We start from the raw sequence: 16,654 nt of genomic DNA on the forward strand, positions 1-16,654 counted from the left end.
CAAAAATACTCAAGATCCCGTCACTTCAGCCCGGGCGTCCCGTCGAACTTCTTCTCCAGCCCGTCCCAGCATTCGACGTAATCGTCCTGCAGCGGGGCCTCCTCGGCGGCGAACCGCGTCAGATGCTGCGGAAACCGCGTCTCGAACATGAAGGATATCGTGTCTTCCAGCTTGGACGGCGCCAGCTTCGCATTCGACGCCCTCTCGAAGGCCGGACCATCCGGCCCGTGCGGCAGCATCATGTTATGAAGAGAGATCCCCCCCGGCACGAACCCCTCTGGCTTGGCGTCGTAGATCCCGTGGATGTTGCCCATCAGCTCGGACATGATGTTCTTGTGATACCAGGGCGGGCGGAAGGTGTGCTCGGCCACGTTCCAGCGGTCGCGGAACAGCACGAAATCGATATTCGCGGTGCCTTCCACGCCCGATGGCGCTGTCAGCACCGTAAAGATCGACGGGTCCGGGTGGTCGAACAGGATGGCGCCCACCGGCGAGAACGTGCGCAGGTCGTACTTGCACGGCGCATAGTTCCCGTGCCACGCGACGACGTCCAAAGGCGAATGGCCGATCTCGGTCACATGGAACTGCCCGCACCACTTGATGGTGATCCGGCTGGGCACCTCCCGGTCCTCGAAGGCCGCGACCGGCGCCTTGAAGTCGCGCGGATTGGCCAGGCAATTCGCGCCGATCGGCCCGCGGTTGGGCAGGTCGAACTTGGCCCCATAATTCTCGCAGACGAAGCCGCGCGCGGGCCCCTCCAGAACTTCGACACGGAACACCATGCCGCGCGGCAGGATCGCGATCTCCTGCGGCTCGGCATCCATGACGCCCATCTCTGTGTGGAACCGCAGCCGCCCGGCCTGGGGAACGACCAGCAGCTCGCTGTCGGCGGAATAAAAGTAATCGTCCTCCATCGACGCGGTCGCAAGGTACACATGCGCGGCCATGCCGACCTGCGTGTTCACATCGCCCGCTGTCGTCATCGTCCGCATACCGGTCACGAAGGTCAGCGCCTCGTCCGGGACCGGGATCGGATCCCATCGGTACTGACCCAGCGAAATCACGTCATCCACCACATGCGGCGCCGTCTTCCAGCCCGGCACCTCTGTCTTCACCCAGCGCGACTGATGCCGCACCGACGGGCGGATCCGGTAGCACCACGTCCGCTCGTTCTGGCCACGCGGCGCGGTAAAGGGCGTTCCCGACAATTGCTCGGCATAGAGCCCGTAATTGCACTTCTGCGGCGAATTCTGACCCTGCGGCAGCGCATCGGGCAGCGCCTCCGTCTCGAAATCGTTGCCGAAACCCGGCATGTAGCCGCGCGGCGCGCCGGTCCGTGCGCTATCGCTGACCTGCGGTTGGGTCTGAACATTCATCGGACGATCCTCCCGCGCCCAAGGATAAGCGCTGGAAAAAAGGCCGCAAGGGGCGATCTGGCCCATCAGATCGCTTCCCCGAACGGCCCAATCGCGTTAGAATCATGACCATGAGGTATAAAGAGCAGTTTCCCCGCGCGCTTCGGCGTGCCCTTTGCGCGATTGCGGCAATGACCGTCGCCGCGCCGGTGCAGGCGACAGGGCCCGCATCCTCCCTCCGGCCCGAAATGCGGCCGGCGGTTATGGCCAAAAGCGCCGCGCCCGTGGGTGCTGTTCTACGGCCACAGCTCAGACCAAGCCCGGCCCCGGCCGTCGCCCGACCAGAAGACCAACAGGAGGCGGCGGTGATGAACGTGCAGGCCACGTCGAACGAAGGCTTCAACCGCTGGATCGACGGGTTCCGCGCCCGCGCTCGGGCGCAAGGCATCTCTGACGCGACCTTCGATGCCGCCTTCCGCAACGTGCGCTACAACGCCGACGTGATCCAGCGCGACCGCAACCAGTCGGAGTTTACCAAGACGCTCTGGGACTATCTGGACAGCGCCGTCTCCGACACGCGCATCCGCAACGGACGCGCGGCGCTCGAACGCCACGGTCCCGTCCTCGACCGGATCGAGGCGGAATACGGCGTCGAGAAAGAGGTCGTCGCCGCCGTCTGGGGGCTGGAAAGCGCCTATGGCGCGGTCCGCGGGGACACGCCGATCATCGGCGCGATGGCGACGCTTGCCTATGACGGGCGGCGGGGCGCGTTCTTCGAGGAACAGCTGATCGCCGCACTCAAGATCCTGCAAAGCGGCGACACGACAGCCGACCGGATGACAGGCAGTTGGGCCGGCGCGATGGGGCATACGCAATTCATGCCGACCTCCTATCTCTCCTACGCGGTCGACTTCACCGGCGACGGACGGCGAGACATCTGGTCGGACGATCCGACCGACGCGCTCGCCTCCACCGCGGCCTATCTGAAGAATTTCGGCTGGATCTCGGGCCAACCCTGGGGGGTCGAAGTGCGGTTGCCCAACGGCTTCGACTACACCCAGGCCAACCGGTCGATCACCAAGATGCCGTCCGACTGGGCGCGCCTCGGGATCACTGGCATCGACGGCCAACCGGTGCGCGATCACGGCAGCGCGTCGATCCTTCTGCCCGCAGGCGCCGAAGGTGCGGCCTTCATGATCTTCAAGAATTTCTCTGTCATCGAGCGCTACAACACCGCCGACGCCTACGTCATCGGCGTCGGCCACCTCAGCGACCGGATCGCGGGCGCCGGTCCCATCCGCTTCGGCTGGCCGCGCAACGACCGGGCGCTTCGTTATACCGAACGGAAGGAGCTGCAGGAGCGGCTGACGAATGCCGGCTTCTCGACCCAGGGTATCGATGGCCGGATCGGGCCGAAAACGATCGATGCGATCCGATCCTTCCAGCGCTCGAACGGGCTGACGCCGGACGGCTACGCCTCGATCTCGCTGCTGGAACGGCTGCGCTAAGGTCTCCGCCGCCGGTCTCGGCGGCGGGCCACCCTACGCTCGGGCAAGGCGCATCATCAGATAGCGGTTATACTCCGCAAAGGTCTCGCGATTGCGTGTCTGTTCCATCAGGCGCTGCTTCAGACGGCCGCGGCTGCGTTCCGACAGCACGAGGCGCAGCAGGCGCTGGATCGCCCAGCGCCTGGCCGGACGCTTTTCCTGAAGCTCCGCGTCGATCCGCGTCAGCGCGTCGCCGATCACGTTGAAAAGCGCCTGTTCGATTTCGACCGAGGGGGCAGCAGCCTCGGTCACGTCATGCTCTTCCTCGACTGTCAGGGGCAGGCCCTCCAGCGTCTCGCGAAACGCACCCAGCCGGTGACCGCCGCCCACCTTGGCGCGCATCTTGTCGACGCTATACGCCTCGCTCCGAAAGCAATCGGCGAGGAGGATGTGCCCATCCTCGGCCAGCAGCGTCAGGCACTTCGCCAGCCCCTTGGCAAGCGGGATGTACTGAAAACTCTCCGAAAAAAGGCACAGATCGTAAGGCCCGGTGAGAGCTGCGTCTTCGAAGCGCGCCTCATAGACGGTCGCTTCGGGCGCATTGGTACGGCACCGCTCCGCCAGAAGCGGCGAGGGAACGACGATATCGATGTTATGGCCCAGCGCGATCAGCCGCTTGGCCGTTTCTCCTGCCCCGCCGCCGATATCGAGGATCCGGAAGGACCCTTTGGGCAGCATCGACAACAGCCGCTCGGAATAGGCCACTTGGGCCGCGCCCAGATTGGCGGCGCACACATCCAGACCATCCCAAAGGCCGTAATGCATGTCTTCCCGGCCGGTCAGCCAATGGATAAGACCAAGACCCGCATCGAGGCCCACGGCCTGGGTATTCAGTTTTTTCCGCGCCATCCGCGTCGCCTAACGCAGGAGCCGGGTGGAGGGAAGGGCTATCCAGCCGGGCCGCAGGTACCGCCGTTGATGCAGGAGATCGCCATCGAGATCTGAGCCTGATCCGGGTCGGTAAAGACCGTCTCGCCGCAGGGCGTGACGTCGAGGACGGGCGTCTCACCCCCATGACGCAGAAAAGCGATCACAGTCTCCCCCTCCGCCATGCCACCGCACCACTGTCCAAGGCACTGAACTTCCAGCACGACCTCGACATCGTAATCGGTGGCGAACCCGTTCCGGCTGAGCTGCCGCCCGGTGAACCGCGCGGGAATCTCGGTTACGTCCTTATCGAACCCGCGGGCCGAGGACAGGACAGCGTCGGGCATCGCGCTTTCGTCGAAGACGAACTCCCCCATCACGACGCTGTAGAGGTCTTCACTCTCGGCGGCGTATTGATACGTCCGCGCGATGTCGGGTCTCATGCAGCTGAGTGCTGCGGCCTGCGTCGCGAAAGCTGCGAGCATGAGGGCGGCGACGGATGTGCGTAGCATCATGAAAAAAGCCTTTCTATCGCGGTCGGCAAGGGCGCTTGAGCCGTTCTTCAGCCAAGCCCGCTCTGACATTCAATAACTGCACGGCAACTAGAGAGCTCAAACGGCCCGTCCCATTTCGGAAAGCGCTTCCAGCTGCGGGCGGAAAGCGTCCAAAGCCTGCTCATAGACCGCCCGCTTGAACGGCACGATCCTGTCCAGCACCTCATCCGGCCGGGCCCACAGCCATTCGGAGAATTCGGGATGCTCTGTCGCGATGTCGATCTGCGCGTCCTCGCCCAGGAACCGGAGAAGCACCCATTTCTGCGTCTGCCCACGGAACCGTCCGCTCCAACGCTTCGCCGCGATCGCGGGGGGAAAGTCGTAGGTCAACCAATCAGGGGTTTCCGCCTCGACCTTCACCAGATCGGCGGTGACGCCGGTCTCTTCCCGAAGCTCCCTCAGGGCCGCCTCGCGCAAGGTCTCACCCTCGTCGATCCCGCCTTGCGGCATCTGCCAGGCCGGTTCCGACCAGTCACTGCGCTGCCCGATGAAGACCCTGCCATGCGCGTTGGCGAGGACGACGCCAACGCAAGGCCGGTACGGCAGCGCCGTGATCTCCTCTGGCGTCACTCGAAATCCGCAGCCAGCGTGTTCAGCCCCTTGAGGATGTCGATCGCGTAAGCCAACTGGTAATCCTCTTCCCGCAGCGCGGCGACCGCCTCGGCCCGGGCGCGGTCAGCCTCGATCTGCTGCTGCTCTTCCTCGCTGAGGCTGTCGTTGACGAGCGAGCCGCGGAGATCCGCCTCCGACCGGCTGGGACGATTCTCCTCCTCGGTCTCCTCATCTTCGACCGGACGCAGGCGCGGCTGCTCCACGATGATGTCGGGCGAGATGCCAAGGGCCTGGATCGACCGGCCCGACGGGGTGTAGTAGCGCGCTGTCGTCAGCCGCATCGCACCTTCGCCGCGCAACGGCATGACCGTCTGCACCGATCCTTTGCCAAAGCTCTTGGTGCCGACGACAATCGCCCGCCTGTGGTCCTGCAAAGCGCCCGCCACGATTTCGGAGGCGGACGCCGAACCTCCGTTGATCAGAACGACCATCGGCTTGCCCTCGGCAAGATCACCCGGCTTGGCATTGATCCGGTCGCTGTCGGCAGCTTCCCGGCCGCGGGTCGAAACGATCTCGCCCTCTTCAAGAAAGGCGTCCGAGACCAGGATTGCCTGGTTCAGCAGACCGCCCGGGTTATTGCGCAGGTCAAGGACGATGCCGTTGACGTTCTCGAAACCGCCCGCCTCTTCGATCTGTTCTTCCAGGCCATCTCGCATATTGGGGAATGTCTGGTCGTTGAATGTCGTCACGCGCAGAACGATCGTTTCACCCTCGGTCCGGGCGCGCGCGGCGGTCAGCTTGATCGTGTCGCGGATCAGCGAGACGTCAAAGGGATCATCCTCGCCCTCGCGCACAACGGTGATGACGATCTCTGACCCGACCGGCCCGCGCATCAGATCGACCGCATCATCCAGCGTCAGGCCCAGCACGCTGTCGCCATCAACCGCGGTGATGAAATCGCCGGCCTGAATGCCTGCCGCATCGGCCGGCGTGCCGTCGATGGGCGAGACGACCTTGACGAAGCCCTCCTCCTGCGTAACCTCGATGCCAAGCCCGCCGAACTCGCCGCGGGTCTGCACCCGCATATCCGCCGCGTCATCGGGGGAGAGGTAGCTGGAATGGGGATCAAGCGACGACAGCATCCCGTCGATCGCCGCCTCAATCAGCGCACTCTCGTCCACTTCCTCAACGTATTGCCCGCGGATCCGCTCGAAGATGTCGCCGAACAGGTCAAGCTGCTCGTACACGCTGGTCGATCTGTCCTGGGCCAGAAGCGGCCCGGCCACCTGTGTCGTCGCGACAGCGCCCGCCAACGTCCCCACCATCGCGGCAAAAGCGAATTTCTTCATGTCACTGATCCTCATCCATCGCGAACCACGTCGCCGGGTCCCGTGGGCCCGTCTTGTCCCGAAGCTCTATATAAAGCGTTTCTTGCCCAGCGCCGCCAGCGCCTTCGGCCCCCGCGGTCAAAATAGCGTCACCTTGCCCCTCAGCACCAGACACGATCCCGACAGGATGACCTAACGGAACGATCTCTCCTGCCGCGCCATAGCCTTCGGCCAGCCCTGCGAGAATCAGCAGAAGATCCGGCGCGGGTTCAAGAACGACCACCGTCCCGAGGTCCAAGAGGGGGCCGTTGTAGCGGATCGTCGCCGTGGCCGGCGCCGTGACAAGCGCGCCGGGCGCCGTTGCGACCACCCAACCGGGGCGTTCTACTCCCGCTGCATCCGCCTCACCGAACCGTCGGAGGAGGTCGCCCTGAACAGGCAAGGGCAGCCCGCTGCCTAGGGCGGTCGGTGCCGGGGTGTCGGTCTCGTCCATAATCGTGGCCGGCAGCCCTTCGGCGAAAGCCTCCAACGTATCGGCTCCGGCGGCCAAAAGCGCGACGCCCACCGCATCCTCCGTGAACCGGCGGGGCAGCGGCGCACGGTTGGCGAGTGCCTCGGCCAGCGCCGTGCGCGCCTCCTGCACCCCCTCGATACCGCTCTGCAACGTCGCCAGCGCCTCCTGCTGTTGCGCCTCAAGGCGGCGCAACTCCTGCAGATCGACGGTCAACGCGGCAGCTTCGGCCCGCAGGGCAGGCGTCATGTCTGCCAGCAGCATACCTGCCCGCGCTGCGCCCTCGGGACCGTCGGGATGCGTTGCAAGGATCGGTGCGGGCACACGGCCCATGAGCATGAGCGCTCCCAAAAGCTCGCCCAGATCGCGGTTCTGCGTACCCAGATCGGCGACCAGCACCGCCTCGCGCACGGCGATCCGCCGCAGCGCCTCGCGCAACGCGCCAAGCCCTTCCTCATAGGCCCGCACCACATCGGTCAGCGCCTGGATCCGGTTGCGCGCACCCTCCGCAGTCGAAAGCGCCCCTTCCGCGCTCATCAGTTGCGCGGCGGCTGCGCGCGCCATATCGGCCGGATCGGTCTGGGCCGATGCGCCGCCGGACAGCGCGACCAAAAGGGCGGCAAGCCGGATCACGTCAGCAAACTCTCCCCCGTCATCTCTTCCGGCGGCTCAAGCTCCATCAGCGCCAGCAGCGTCGGCGCAAGATCCGAAAGCCGCCCGTCCTTCAGTCCGGCCCCCTGCGGCCCGCCATAAAGGGCGACCGGGACAAGGTTCAGAGTGTGCGATGTATGCGGGCCGCCCGTCTCGGGGTCGATCATCACCTCGCAATTGCCGTGATCCGCCGTCAGGAGCATCGCTCCACCCGCCTTGTCCAGCGCGTCAGCCACCCGCGACAGCCCCTGATCCACCGCCTCGCAGGCCTTGATCGCAGCCTCAAGGTCACCCGTATGCCCGACCATATCGGGATTGGCATAATTGCAGACGATCAGGTCGTAGCCCTCCTCGATCGCAGCCACGAAAGCGTCCGTCACCTCCCCGGCCGACATCTCGGGCTTCTCGTCATAGGTCGCGACATCCGGTGAGGGGGGCATCTTGCGATCCTCTCCCTCCTCCGGCTCTTCCTTCCCGCCGTTGAGGAAGAAGGTCACATGCGGATACTTCTCCGTCTCCGCGACCCGGAACTGACGCAACCCGTGCTGCGCGACCCACGCACCCAGCGTGTTGACGATCTCCTGCTTCGGAAAGGCCGTCGTCATATAGGCGTCGTGCGACTTCGAGTAGTCGACCATCCCCAGCCGCGCCACCAGCTCGGGCCGGTCTCCACGATCCCACCCGTCGAACTCCGGCGCCCCGATCGCCGCAAGAATCTCTCGCGCCCGATCGGCCCGAAAATTCAGGCAAAAGAGGCCATCCTCGGGCTTGACCCCGCCATAGCCGTCAATGACCGTCGCCGGGATGAACTCGTCCGTTGTATCCTCGTCGTAGGCCGCCTTGACCGCATCACCCGCCGTCCCGGCAGAGCGCCCGTCACCCGCGACGATGGCATCATAAGCCTTCCGCACCCGGTCCCACCGCTTGTCCCGATCCATCGCGAAATATCGCCCGATCACGGTTCCGACCGTCGCACCTTCCGGCAGGTTCTCGTTCAGCGCAGCCAGAAACCCATCCGCCGATTTCGGCGCCACGTCGCGACCGTCCGTCATCGCGTGAATGACGACCTCCAGCCCCTCATCCGCGAACCATCGTGCGGTGGTAAGAAGGTGGTTGATATGCCCATGCACCCCCCCGTCCGAGACAACACCCATCAGATGGGCCCGCCCGCCACTGTCCTTCAGCGTCGCGATGAAATCGCAGATCGCGTCGTTCTCGAAATAGGACCGATCCTCGATCGCCAAGTCGATCTGCCCCAGATCCATGGCGACGACCCGACCCGCCCCGATATTCGTGTGCCCGACCTCGGAATTGCCCATCTGCCCCGATGGCAGCCCCGCATCCGGCCCGTGGGTGATCAGCCGCGCATGCGGGCCTTCCATGATCCGGTCGAAGGTGGGCGTGTCGGCCAGCAGCGGCGCGTTCGCCTCCCGCTCCTCCCGCAGGCCCCATCCATCGAGGATACATAAGACGACTGGCCTCAATGTGGTCATGGTGCGCTCCCTTTGGGCGATGTTCTAACGAGGCCGCGACCCGAGCAAAAGCACCGGAGCTCACACCCGGTGATACGGCGCCCCGGCCAGAATCGAGGCCGCGCGATACAACTGCTCCGTCAGCATCACGCGCGCCAGCATGTGCGGCCAGACCATCGCGCCAAAGGACAGGACCAGTTCCGCCTTTGCCCGCAGCGCGGGGTCGACCCCATCCGCGCCGCCGATGACAAAGGCCGCATCACCGCGCCCGGCGTCCCGCCACTCTGCCAACCGCTCGGCAAACTCAGGCGAGGTCAGACCCTTGCCCCGCTCATCCAGAACGCACAACGCAGCGCCCTCCGGCACGGCCCGGTCCAGCAGCACCGCCTCCGCCGCCATCCCGCCGCCTTTCCGATCCTCGACCTCGACGAACGACAAAGGGCCGAGCCCGTGGGCACGGCCCGTGCGGTCGAACCGCGTCCGGTAATCATCGATCAGGTCCAACTCGGGTCCGCGCCGCAGGCGACCTACGGCGCAGATATGCACCCGCACTCGGGCGTCAGCTTTCCGCCGCCGCGGTCCCCGCAGGCAGCCACATCTTTTCGAGCTGGTAGAACTCGCGCACTTCGGGCCGGAAGACATGGACGATCACATCGCCCGTGTCGATCAGCACCCAGTCACCGGTATCCTTGCCCTCGACCTTCGAGATCACGCCGAACTCGGCCTTCAGCTTGTCGGTCAACTTCTCCGAGATCGCTGCGACCTGGCGCGACGACCGGCCAGAGCAGATCACCATGTAATCGCCCATCTCGGACTTGCCGCGCAGATCGATCTGCACGATGTCTTCGGCCTTGTCGCTGTCGAGAGAGGAAAGAATGGCCTCCAGCAAGCGCTCACTCATCTTGCTGTCGGTCACGTCGCCGGCTCCTTGCGCACCCGCCTGTGCGAAACCTGCCGACTTGGCGGAAGCACCCGCCGTGGAAGAAAGAGACAGATCATTGTCCTCCTTGCAACGCGCCGCCATCAGGTTCCGGCGCCGAACCTGCAACCAGAGTAACAACGGCAGACCCGTTTTTCAACGTCGAGGATGCGCGCAGGCGCCCTATTCCGCCGCCTTGCCAAACTCCGCCTGGCTGGTCTGCAGCTGAGAGCCCTCCAGCACCTTGACCTCCCGCTGCGGGAACGGGATCGAGATGCCGTTTTCCTGAAACGCATCCCACAGCGCGAGATAGACGTTCCCGCGGATATTGGTCAGCCCCCCGGTGGGGTCCATGATCCAGAACCGAAGGATGTAATCGACCGACGAGTCCCCGAAGCCCACGATGTGACAGACCGGCGGCCGGAAATCGAGCACCCGGTCCACTTTCTTGGCCGCCTCGATCGCGATCTTGCGCACCTGATGCGGATCGTCGTGATAGGCAGTGCCGAAATAGATATCGAGCCGAACATATTCGTTTGAATGGGACCAGTTCACCACCTGGTTGGTGATCAGATCCTCGTTCGGGATCAGGTATTCCTTTCCGTCCCGCGTAGTGATCGACACGTAGCGCGCGCCCAGCGAGTTGATCCACCCGAACGTATCCCCAAGCGAAATCACGTCGCCTGGCTTGATCGACTTGTCGAGCAGGATGATGACCCCCGAGACGAGGTTCGACACGACCTTTTGCAAACCGAAGCCAAGGCCGATGCCGATGGCGCCGGACAGAACCGCAAGGCCGGTCAGATCCACCCCGGCGGCTCGCAGGCCGACAAAGACCGCGATACCGTAAAAGGCGATCTGCAGGACCTTGACGATCAGCACCCGCAGAGACGGCGACAGGTCCTCGTTCCGGCTGACCCGCTCGCTCGTCGTTTTCGTCAGGAAGCGCGCGATGTAGATCAGCACGCCCAGCATCACGATCGCCTGAATGGCCAGCCAGACCGACAGCCGCATCTCGCCCAGATCGATGGCCATCCCTTCGAGGATCGCGACGGTTTCCTCGGTCAGGCCAAGGATGGTCAAGGTGATCCAGATCCACGCCCCGTAACGCACGACCTGCCGGACGAACGGGTTGGCAATCAGTCGCGTCGCCAACGCGACGACCAGCCACGCTGTGGCGAGATTGGCAATAATGCCAAGCATGTAAGAGCGGGACGGCCACGTAATCTCGCGCATGATCAGGACAGCAGCCCAGATCAACGCGACAAAAAAGATCATCCGCAGGCGCTTGTGAATGACGACCAGCACCTTCAACCGCCACCGGGGCCAACCGGTCTTGGTGCGCATCCAGTCGTGCATCCGGGGGCCGAAGACCCAGCGCAGCCCCACCGCGACCATGAAAACGCCAAGGGCGATGGCAATCTGATACGCGTTCCAGGGACGCATCAGACTGTTGAGGAAAACCTCCGCCTGGCTGGCGACGGACTGCCCGACCTCCAACAGATCCGCAGGGGTCGGTGGCGGCGGCAGATCCTCCGCGCCGGGACCTTGTCCCCCGTTTTCGGCATCATGTTGCATGGGGCGAGTGTGCCCCGCGCACGGCTAGCGCACAAGCGTTGCGGGTTAGTGCGCTAAGGCCGTCACTCCGGGCGGCACCGAGGCGGTCTGATACGCGCCTTTTGCCTGGGCATAGACGGCACAGAGGAGGAGGACGGCGAGCGCTGCAATTTCAAGACGAGGAAGCGACATGGAAATAACCTTGTAGATGAATCATTTGGTATAAACTTCCGGTATATGACCATACGTCACTTCCGATGTCGAGTACGGAATAGCCGACTTTTTGCCGGAAATACGCCTTATTTCACGTTTCACGAACGTCACGCGCTGAAAATCGCGGTGATGTCGGTCAATAGGTGTAGTCGCAGATGCTTTTCAGCGCGGCGAACTCGTCTTCGGTCAAAACGGCATCGAACTCCACTTCGTCAGGGGTCGCCTGACGGGCGGCATCGATCCGGTCCCCCATCGCCGGATGGGACAGGAAATGGGCCACGATGCCCTCCTCGTCGCCATACTCCTCGCGCAGACGTTCGAAGAAATCCGCCATCGCGTCAGGCCGCAGATTGGCCGCGTTCATCGCCGCATGGGCATAGGCATCCGCCGCCGCCTCGGCCTCCTGGGTGTAATCCGCCTGGATAATCCGCTCGACCAGGAACAGCACCATCGCCCCGCCCGCGAAATCCCCGAAAAGCAGACCAAGCAGACCGATCGACCCCGCCGACCGCAAGGCAATGCGCGTGGGATCGCGGGCATCCACGTGCCCCAGCTCGTGCGCAAAGACCGCGGCGATTTCGTCCGGGCTCTCCGCATCCTCGATCAGCCCGCGAAAGAAAACGATATACCCGCCCGGCAAGGCGAAGGCATTGACCATCTCATGATCCAGCACCGAAAGCGTCAGTTCGTCCTCGTAGCCCACCGCCTCCGTGATCCGCGTCTCGATCTTGGCCAGCGCGGCGCGCCCCTCGGCGTTCTCACAGACCGCAAGCGGCAGGAACCCGGTCGTGTCAAAGGCCGATCGCACCTGCTCCAGCGTCGCCTCTCCCAGCGCGCGCTCGCCCTCGGGCGGTAGGTAATCGGCCAGCCCGTCGGCGATCAGCGGCACCAGGAACAGGATCATCAGCACGACCGATCCGATGGCCGCGATGGCCAGAAAGAACAGTTTGCGCTTTCCCTTGATCTTCGGACTTCGGTCCAGGTTCGGCGCCCGCGCCCGGATGATCCGCTTTTCCTCCGCGCCCGAGACCAGCAGCCGCGGCAGCGGATCGCCCGCCTGCATCAGCACCATATCGTCGCCACCCCGATCCCGCAGCTGGCGGACGTCCGTCAACGGCCAGGACCGCGGTGCGATCTCCTCGGCCTCGATCACCAGCGTATCCGCCGCCTCGTCGATGGAAATCCGCGTGGCCCGCGGGATCGGTACATCGCCGTCATAGAACAGCGCCGTACCCTCGAACCGGGGGGCCTGTGTGCCGACACGGATCACGGTCATATCGCGGCTCCCAGATCCAGCGCCTCGGCAAAGCCCTCCGCCTCGGCAAAGTCATCGCGGGCCTTCTGGCTGACCCGGTCCAGCGTATTGGCCCCGGTGACCGTCAATGTCTCGGCATAATGGCGGATTTTCGGCATCGTGATGAAGATATGGGTCAGCGCCGACCAGACGAGGAACAGCAGGAAATAAAGGACGACAAGCGCGGCGGTGATCACCGGCTCCGGGATCGCCTCGACGAAAGGCGGCGGCTCCATATCGTCGAACGGGGTGAGCAGGAAGGTGATGTAGCTCAGGCCGCTGAAGATCGGCGTGATCGCCAGAAGGATCGCACCGTAGCCCAGCGCATAGATCCGCACGATCTTCGCAGGCCGGATGGCCGAGGTCAGGCCAATCGGACCGGCGCTCTTCCGCTCCGCCATGATCCGGGTCGCGGCGGCGCCGTAATAGATGATCCCGAAGACCGCGTAGGGGATGGTCAGAAACAGCAGGAACCAGAACGGCGTCGTGACGAAGTAATTGCCCAACGCCGCCTGTTCCGCGTCCATCTCTATCGCGGCAAGGATCGTCAGAACGGTGAACACCACCCCGATCAGCATATGCGACGCCGCAGGGATCAGCATCCGCCAATGCCCGCCCTGCCGCAGCTCGGCCGAGCCGAACGCCGTCCGGTCGGTCACGAACTTCTCCAGCGTGAAGGTCTTCCGCGGCCAAAGCAGACCCAGCGACGCGATCACCGTCACCCATTGCCACAAGGCCACCCCCGAATACCGCCACGCCGCGGGCCGCAGCCCGAACCGCACCCCCCGCCACCGCGTGCGCGCCAGCACATACCGGCGCGCGCGGTACTGCGCATAGAACAGGATCGGGATCGTCCCGCCAAAGCTCGCCAGATAGGCGACGGCGTTGGATTTGAAGATCGCAAGGCTCGCGAACATCAGAAACAGGTTCACGATCGCCAGATAGAAGGCGAGGATACAGACCGCGATCAGAAACCCGATCAGCTTTTCGATCGGCTGGCCGGTATATTCGATCGGGTCGCCGCCCGGCCGGATCGCCGACCAGTACCAGCGCCGCAACCGCGTTTTCATCCAGAACCGGTACAGCCCAAGTGTCACCAGCGTCAGCAGCAATGTCTTCACTGACAGCCTGAACAGCGGCCCTGTGCGGCCAGTGAAATGGACCGTCAGCTCAGGTGAAGGTGTTGTCTCTGGGGAATCCGCGAGGGGCCATGCGACCGGCTGAGGCGCGCTTTCCGATCCACTCCTCCAGCGCCGTCTCGGTGCGCGTGCGGCCGGCGGGATCGCGCCAGGAGAGGCCGTCGGCCAGGGTGAAGCTGGTGGCATCCGACAGGCCTCCATCCTTGTAACGTTGGAGGCGCACGCCTTTACCGCGCGTCATCTCGGGAAGCTCGTCCAGCGGGAAGACAAGCACCTTGCGGTTTTCGCCCACCACCGCGATGTGATCGCCGCTCACGGGTTTGCAGACACGCGCCTTGGCCGGGTCTTTCAGGTTCAGCACCTGCTTGCCCGCCTTCGTCTGGGCCAGCGCCTCGTCCTCGGGAAGGACGAACCCGTCGCCGGCGTCAGAGGCGACGAGCAGCTTGCGCCCCGGCTGATGGGTGAAGAGGTCCACGATCCCCGCCTCGTTCGGCAGGTCGATCGACAGGCGCACCGGCTCGCCCATGCCGCGCCCGCCGGGCAGGCTCGATCCCGGCAGCGTGTACATCCGCCCGTTCGACCCGAAGAGCAGGATCCGGTCCGTCGTCTCCGCATGGAACATGAAACGCGGCCCGTCGCCGTCCTTGAACTTCAGCTCGCGGGTCAGGTCCACATGGCCCGACAGCGCCCGGATCCAGCCCATCTGCGAACAGACAACCGTGATCGGCTCCTTCGGCGTCAGCGCCTCAAGTGAGATGTCGGGCGTATCCACAGCCTCGGCAAACCGCGTCCGCCGCGCGCCCATCGGATGGTCGCGGCCGAACTGCTTCTTCGTCTCTTTCAACTGCTCGGAAATCTTCGCCCACTGCGCGCCCTCGTCGGCAAGCAGGGAAAGCAGCTCCTCACGCTCTTCGGTCAGCCGCGCCTGCTCGGCCTTCAGCTCCATCTCCTCAAGCCGCCGCAACGACCGCAGCCGCATGTTCAGGATCGCGTCCGCCTGCAGCTCCGACAGCTGCTCGGTGAAATCCTGCGGCGGCACGTAATCCGCTTCGGACGTCGCGCGGGCATGGTCTTTCGTCCAGTCCTCGGCGATCAGCGCGGCCTTCGGATCGTCGTCATAGCGGATGATGTCGATCACCCGATCGAGGTTCAGGAACGCCGTGATCAGACCGACCAAAACCTCCAACCGGTGGTCGATCTTCTCCAGCCGGTGCTGCGACCGGCGCTGCAGCACCTCCCGCCGGTGATCGAGGAACGCCCGCAACACCTCTTTCAAGGTCGAGACCTTGGGCGTCAGCCCGTCGATCAGCACGTTCATGTTCAGCGAAAACCGGCTCTCGAAATCCGTCGCCTTGAACAGCGTCTCCATCAGAAGCTCGGGATCGACCGTCTTGGCCCGCGGCTCCAGCACGATGCGGATATCCTCCGCGCTCTCGTCCCGGATATCGGCCAGCAGCGGCAGCTTCTTCTGCGCCAGCAGATCCGCCACCTTCTCGATCAGGCGCGATTTCGGCACCTGATAGGGGATCTCTGTCACGATGATCTGATAGGTCCCGCGCCCCAGATCCTCCTGATGCCAGACCGCCCGCACCCGAAACGACCCGCGCCCGGTGCGATAGGCCTCGGCAATATTCTCCGGCGGCTCGACGATCACACCGCCGGTCGGGAAATCCGGCCCGGGGATGTAGTTCAACAGCGTGTCGTCGCGCGCCTCGGGCGTCTTGATCAGATGCAGGCAGGCATCGCACAGCTCAGCAATGTTATGCGGCGGGATGTTCGTCGCCATCCCCACGGCGATCCCCGACGACCCGTTCGCCAGCAGGTTCGGAAAGGCCGACGGCAGGACGACAGGCTCTTCCTCGCGCCCGTCATAGTTCGGCCGGAAGTCGACCGCGTTCTCGTCCAACCCCTCCAGCAGGGCCTCCCCGGCCGAGGTCATGCGGCTTTCCGTGTACCGCATCGCCGCGGGGTTATCGCCGTCGATATTGCCGAAGTTGCCTTGCCCGTCGACCAGCGGGTAGCGCACGTTGAAATCCTGCGCGAGCCGTACCATCGCGTCATAGATCGCGCCGTCCCCATGCGGGTGGTACTTGCCCATCACCTCCCCGACGACACCGGCGCTTTTGCGGAACCCCCCGTTCGAGGCGAGGCGCATCTGCCGCATGCCGTAAAGGATCCGCCGGTGCACCGGCTTCATCCCGTCGCGCGCATCCGGCAGCGCCCGGTGCATGATCGTCGACAGCGCGTAGGTCAGATAGCGCTCTCCGATCGCCTGGGCGAGCGGCTCTTCGGTTTCGCGGGAGGAATGCGGATCGGCCAGATCGGTCATGTTTTCCTGTCTATCCGGGCGATTCGCGGCGGTAAAGGTGCCCGGCTACGAAAAGCCGTTTCGACTTCGGCTGCGGCACCTTTGCTCGTAGAGCGCGAACAAAAAGCGCAAGACATGCCAAGTCCGGGCTCACGCAAATCTACTTCCCATCAGTTCTTCCGCCGACACTTTAATCGGACCGGATGGACCCGCGACGTGTGCCTCCGCCATCCAATCGTCCTGCACCATGATGCGACCTGCCTCGCATGACTCCCATGCGCTTGTCTCCGGCCAAAGATCGATGTGCGGCGGCCCGACGACGCGACCGAATGCCGGAGTATGCGGAATGCCCCACCAATATCGGTTCGGTATCGGCCATTGATCCGT

At 64.4% G+C, this 16,654-nt stretch carries 15 protein-coding genes; 1 reads left to right on the plus strand and 14 read right to left on the minus strand.

The window, feature by feature from the left end:
- Positions 1–20: 20 nt before the first annotated feature.
- Entirely contained in the window at positions 21–1,376 is a 1,356-nt protein-coding gene (gene hmgA / locus AADZ90_RS00610; RefSeq protein WP_367311410.1) for a homogentisate 1,2-dioxygenase, read from the minus strand.
- A gap of 170 nt (positions 1,377–1,546) precedes the next feature.
- Here hmgA and AADZ90_RS00615 point away from each other — a divergent pair, with 170 nt between their 5' ends.
- Positions 1,547–2,863 carry a lytic murein transglycosylase gene (locus AADZ90_RS00615; protein ID WP_411996961.1) on the plus strand — a complete coding sequence of 439 codons (1,317 nt, stop codon included), beginning with the start codon at positions 1,547–1,549 and terminating at the stop codon, positions 2,861–2,863.
- A gap of 33 nt (positions 2,864–2,896) precedes the next feature.
- Here the strand turns inward: AADZ90_RS00615 and AADZ90_RS00620 are convergent, their stop codons facing one another.
- The 13 genes from AADZ90_RS00620 to AADZ90_RS00680 all read right to left on the minus strand — a co-directional run bounded on the left by AADZ90_RS00620 (position 2,897) and on the right by AADZ90_RS00680 (position 16,288).
- A complete protein-coding gene (locus AADZ90_RS00620) occupies positions 2,897–3,751 on the minus strand; it encodes a class I SAM-dependent methyltransferase (protein ID WP_367311408.1) in 855 nt (284 codons plus the stop codon).
- A 38-nt stretch (positions 3,752–3,789) separates the two neighbouring features.
- The gene (locus AADZ90_RS00625) at positions 3,790–4,284 is read right to left on the minus strand and encodes a hypothetical protein (RefSeq protein WP_367311407.1); all 495 of its coding nucleotides are present in this window, start codon (positions 4,282–4,284) and stop codon (positions 3,790–3,792) included.
- Positions 4,285–4,380: 96 nt separating this feature from the next.
- On the minus strand, positions 4,381–4,893 hold the full coding sequence (locus AADZ90_RS00630) for an RNA pyrophosphohydrolase (RefSeq protein ID WP_367311406.1): 513 nt from the start codon (positions 4,891–4,893) through the stop codon (positions 4,381–4,383).
- The gene (locus AADZ90_RS00635; RefSeq protein ID WP_367311405.1) at positions 4,890–6,224 is read right to left on the minus strand and encodes a S41 family peptidase; all 1,335 of its coding nucleotides are present in this window, start codon (positions 6,222–6,224) and stop codon (positions 4,890–4,892) included. The genes AADZ90_RS00630 and AADZ90_RS00635 overlap by 4 nt, the downstream gene beginning before the upstream one ends.
- 1 nt (position 6,225) lies before the next feature.
- Positions 6,226–7,347 (minus strand): murein hydrolase activator EnvC family protein, encoded by a 1,122-nt coding sequence (locus tag AADZ90_RS00640; protein WP_367311404.1) that lies wholly within the window; start codon positions 7,345–7,347, stop codon positions 6,226–6,228.
- Positions 7,344–8,858, minus strand: a complete 1,515-nt coding sequence (gene gpmI, locus AADZ90_RS00645) for a 2,3-bisphosphoglycerate-independent phosphoglycerate mutase (protein ID WP_367311403.1) — start codon at positions 8,856–8,858, stop codon at positions 7,344–7,346. Before gpmI ends, AADZ90_RS00640 begins: the two co-directional genes overlap by 4 nt.
- 60 nt (positions 8,859–8,918) lie before the next feature.
- Positions 8,919–9,389 carry a 23S rRNA (pseudouridine(1915)-N(3))-methyltransferase RlmH gene (gene rlmH, locus AADZ90_RS00650; RefSeq protein WP_367311402.1) on the minus strand — a complete coding sequence of 157 codons (471 nt, stop codon included), beginning with the start codon at positions 9,387–9,389 and terminating at the stop codon, positions 8,919–8,921.
- Positions 9,390–9,396: 7 nt separating this feature from the next.
- Positions 9,397–9,738, minus strand: coding sequence for a ribosome silencing factor (gene rsfS / locus AADZ90_RS00655; protein WP_367311557.1), 342 nt, complete (start codon positions 9,736–9,738; stop codon positions 9,397–9,399).
- Between the two features lie 201 nt (positions 9,739–9,939).
- Positions 9,940–11,334: a mechanosensitive ion channel family protein gene (locus AADZ90_RS00660; RefSeq protein WP_367311401.1), complete on the minus strand. Its 1,395-nt coding sequence runs from the start codon at positions 11,332–11,334 to the stop codon at positions 9,940–9,942.
- A 45-nt stretch (positions 11,335–11,379) separates the two neighbouring features.
- Positions 11,380–11,505, minus strand: a complete 126-nt coding sequence (locus AADZ90_RS00665) for a hypothetical protein (RefSeq protein ID WP_367311400.1) — start codon at positions 11,503–11,505, stop codon at positions 11,380–11,382.
- A 157-nt stretch (positions 11,506–11,662) separates the two neighbouring features.
- Positions 11,663–12,802: a M48 family metallopeptidase gene (locus AADZ90_RS00670; RefSeq protein ID WP_367311399.1), complete on the minus strand. Its 1,140-nt coding sequence runs from the start codon at positions 12,800–12,802 to the stop codon at positions 11,663–11,665.
- On the minus strand, positions 12,799–14,103 hold the full coding sequence (locus AADZ90_RS00675) for a DUF898 family protein (RefSeq protein WP_411996962.1): 1,305 nt from the start codon (positions 14,101–14,103) through the stop codon (positions 12,799–12,801). The genes AADZ90_RS00670 and AADZ90_RS00675 overlap by 4 nt, the downstream gene beginning before the upstream one ends.
- Positions 13,991–16,288, minus strand: coding sequence for a DNA topoisomerase IV subunit A (locus tag AADZ90_RS00680; RefSeq protein WP_367311398.1), 2,298 nt, complete (start codon positions 16,286–16,288; stop codon positions 13,991–13,993). Before AADZ90_RS00680 ends, AADZ90_RS00675 begins: the two co-directional genes overlap by 113 nt.
- Positions 16,289–16,654 lie beyond the last annotated feature (366 nt).

The organism is Aestuariibius violaceus (genome assembly GCF_040779325.2).
Classification (GTDB): Bacteria; Pseudomonadota; Alphaproteobacteria; order Rhodobacterales; family Rhodobacteraceae; genus Aestuariibius; species Aestuariibius violaceus.

Bases quoted from the DNA above. Each gene is read 5' to 3' on its own strand.
- hmgA (WP_367311410.1), bottom strand. From the start codon at position 1,376: ATGAATGTTCAGACCCAACCGCAGGTCAGCGATAGCGCACGGACCGGC.
- AADZ90_RS00615 (WP_411996961.1), top strand. From the start codon at position 1,547: ATGACCGTCGCCGCGCCGGTGCAGGCGACAGGGCCCGCATCCTCCCTC.
- AADZ90_RS00620 (WP_367311408.1), bottom strand. From the start codon at position 3,751: ATGGCGCGGAAAAAACTGAATACCCAGGCCGTGGGCCTCGATGCGGGT.
- AADZ90_RS00625 (WP_367311407.1), bottom strand. From the start codon at position 4,284: ATGATGCTACGCACATCCGTCGCCGCCCTCATGCTCGCAGCTTTCGCG.
- AADZ90_RS00635 (WP_367311405.1), bottom strand. From the start codon at position 6,224: ATGAAGAAATTCGCTTTTGCCGCGATGGTGGGGACGTTGGCGGGCGCT.
- gpmI (WP_367311403.1), bottom strand. From the start codon at position 8,858: ATGACCACATTGAGGCCAGTCGTCTTATGTATCCTCGATGGATGGGGC.
- rsfS (WP_367311557.1), bottom strand. From the start codon at position 9,738: ATGAGTGAGCGCTTGCTGGAGGCCATTCTTTCCTCTCTCGACAGCGAC.
- AADZ90_RS00660 (WP_367311401.1), bottom strand. From the start codon at position 11,334: ATGCAACATGATGCCGAAAACGGGGGACAAGGTCCCGGCGCGGAGGAT.
- AADZ90_RS00665 (WP_367311400.1), bottom strand. From the start codon at position 11,505: ATGTCGCTTCCTCGTCTTGAAATTGCAGCGCTCGCCGTCCTCCTCCTC.
- AADZ90_RS00670 (WP_367311399.1), bottom strand. From the start codon at position 12,802: ATGACCGTGATCCGTGTCGGCACACAGGCCCCCCGGTTCGAGGGTACG.
- AADZ90_RS00680 (WP_367311398.1), bottom strand. From the start codon at position 16,288: ATGACCGATCTGGCCGATCCGCATTCCTCCCGCGAAACCGAAGAGCCG.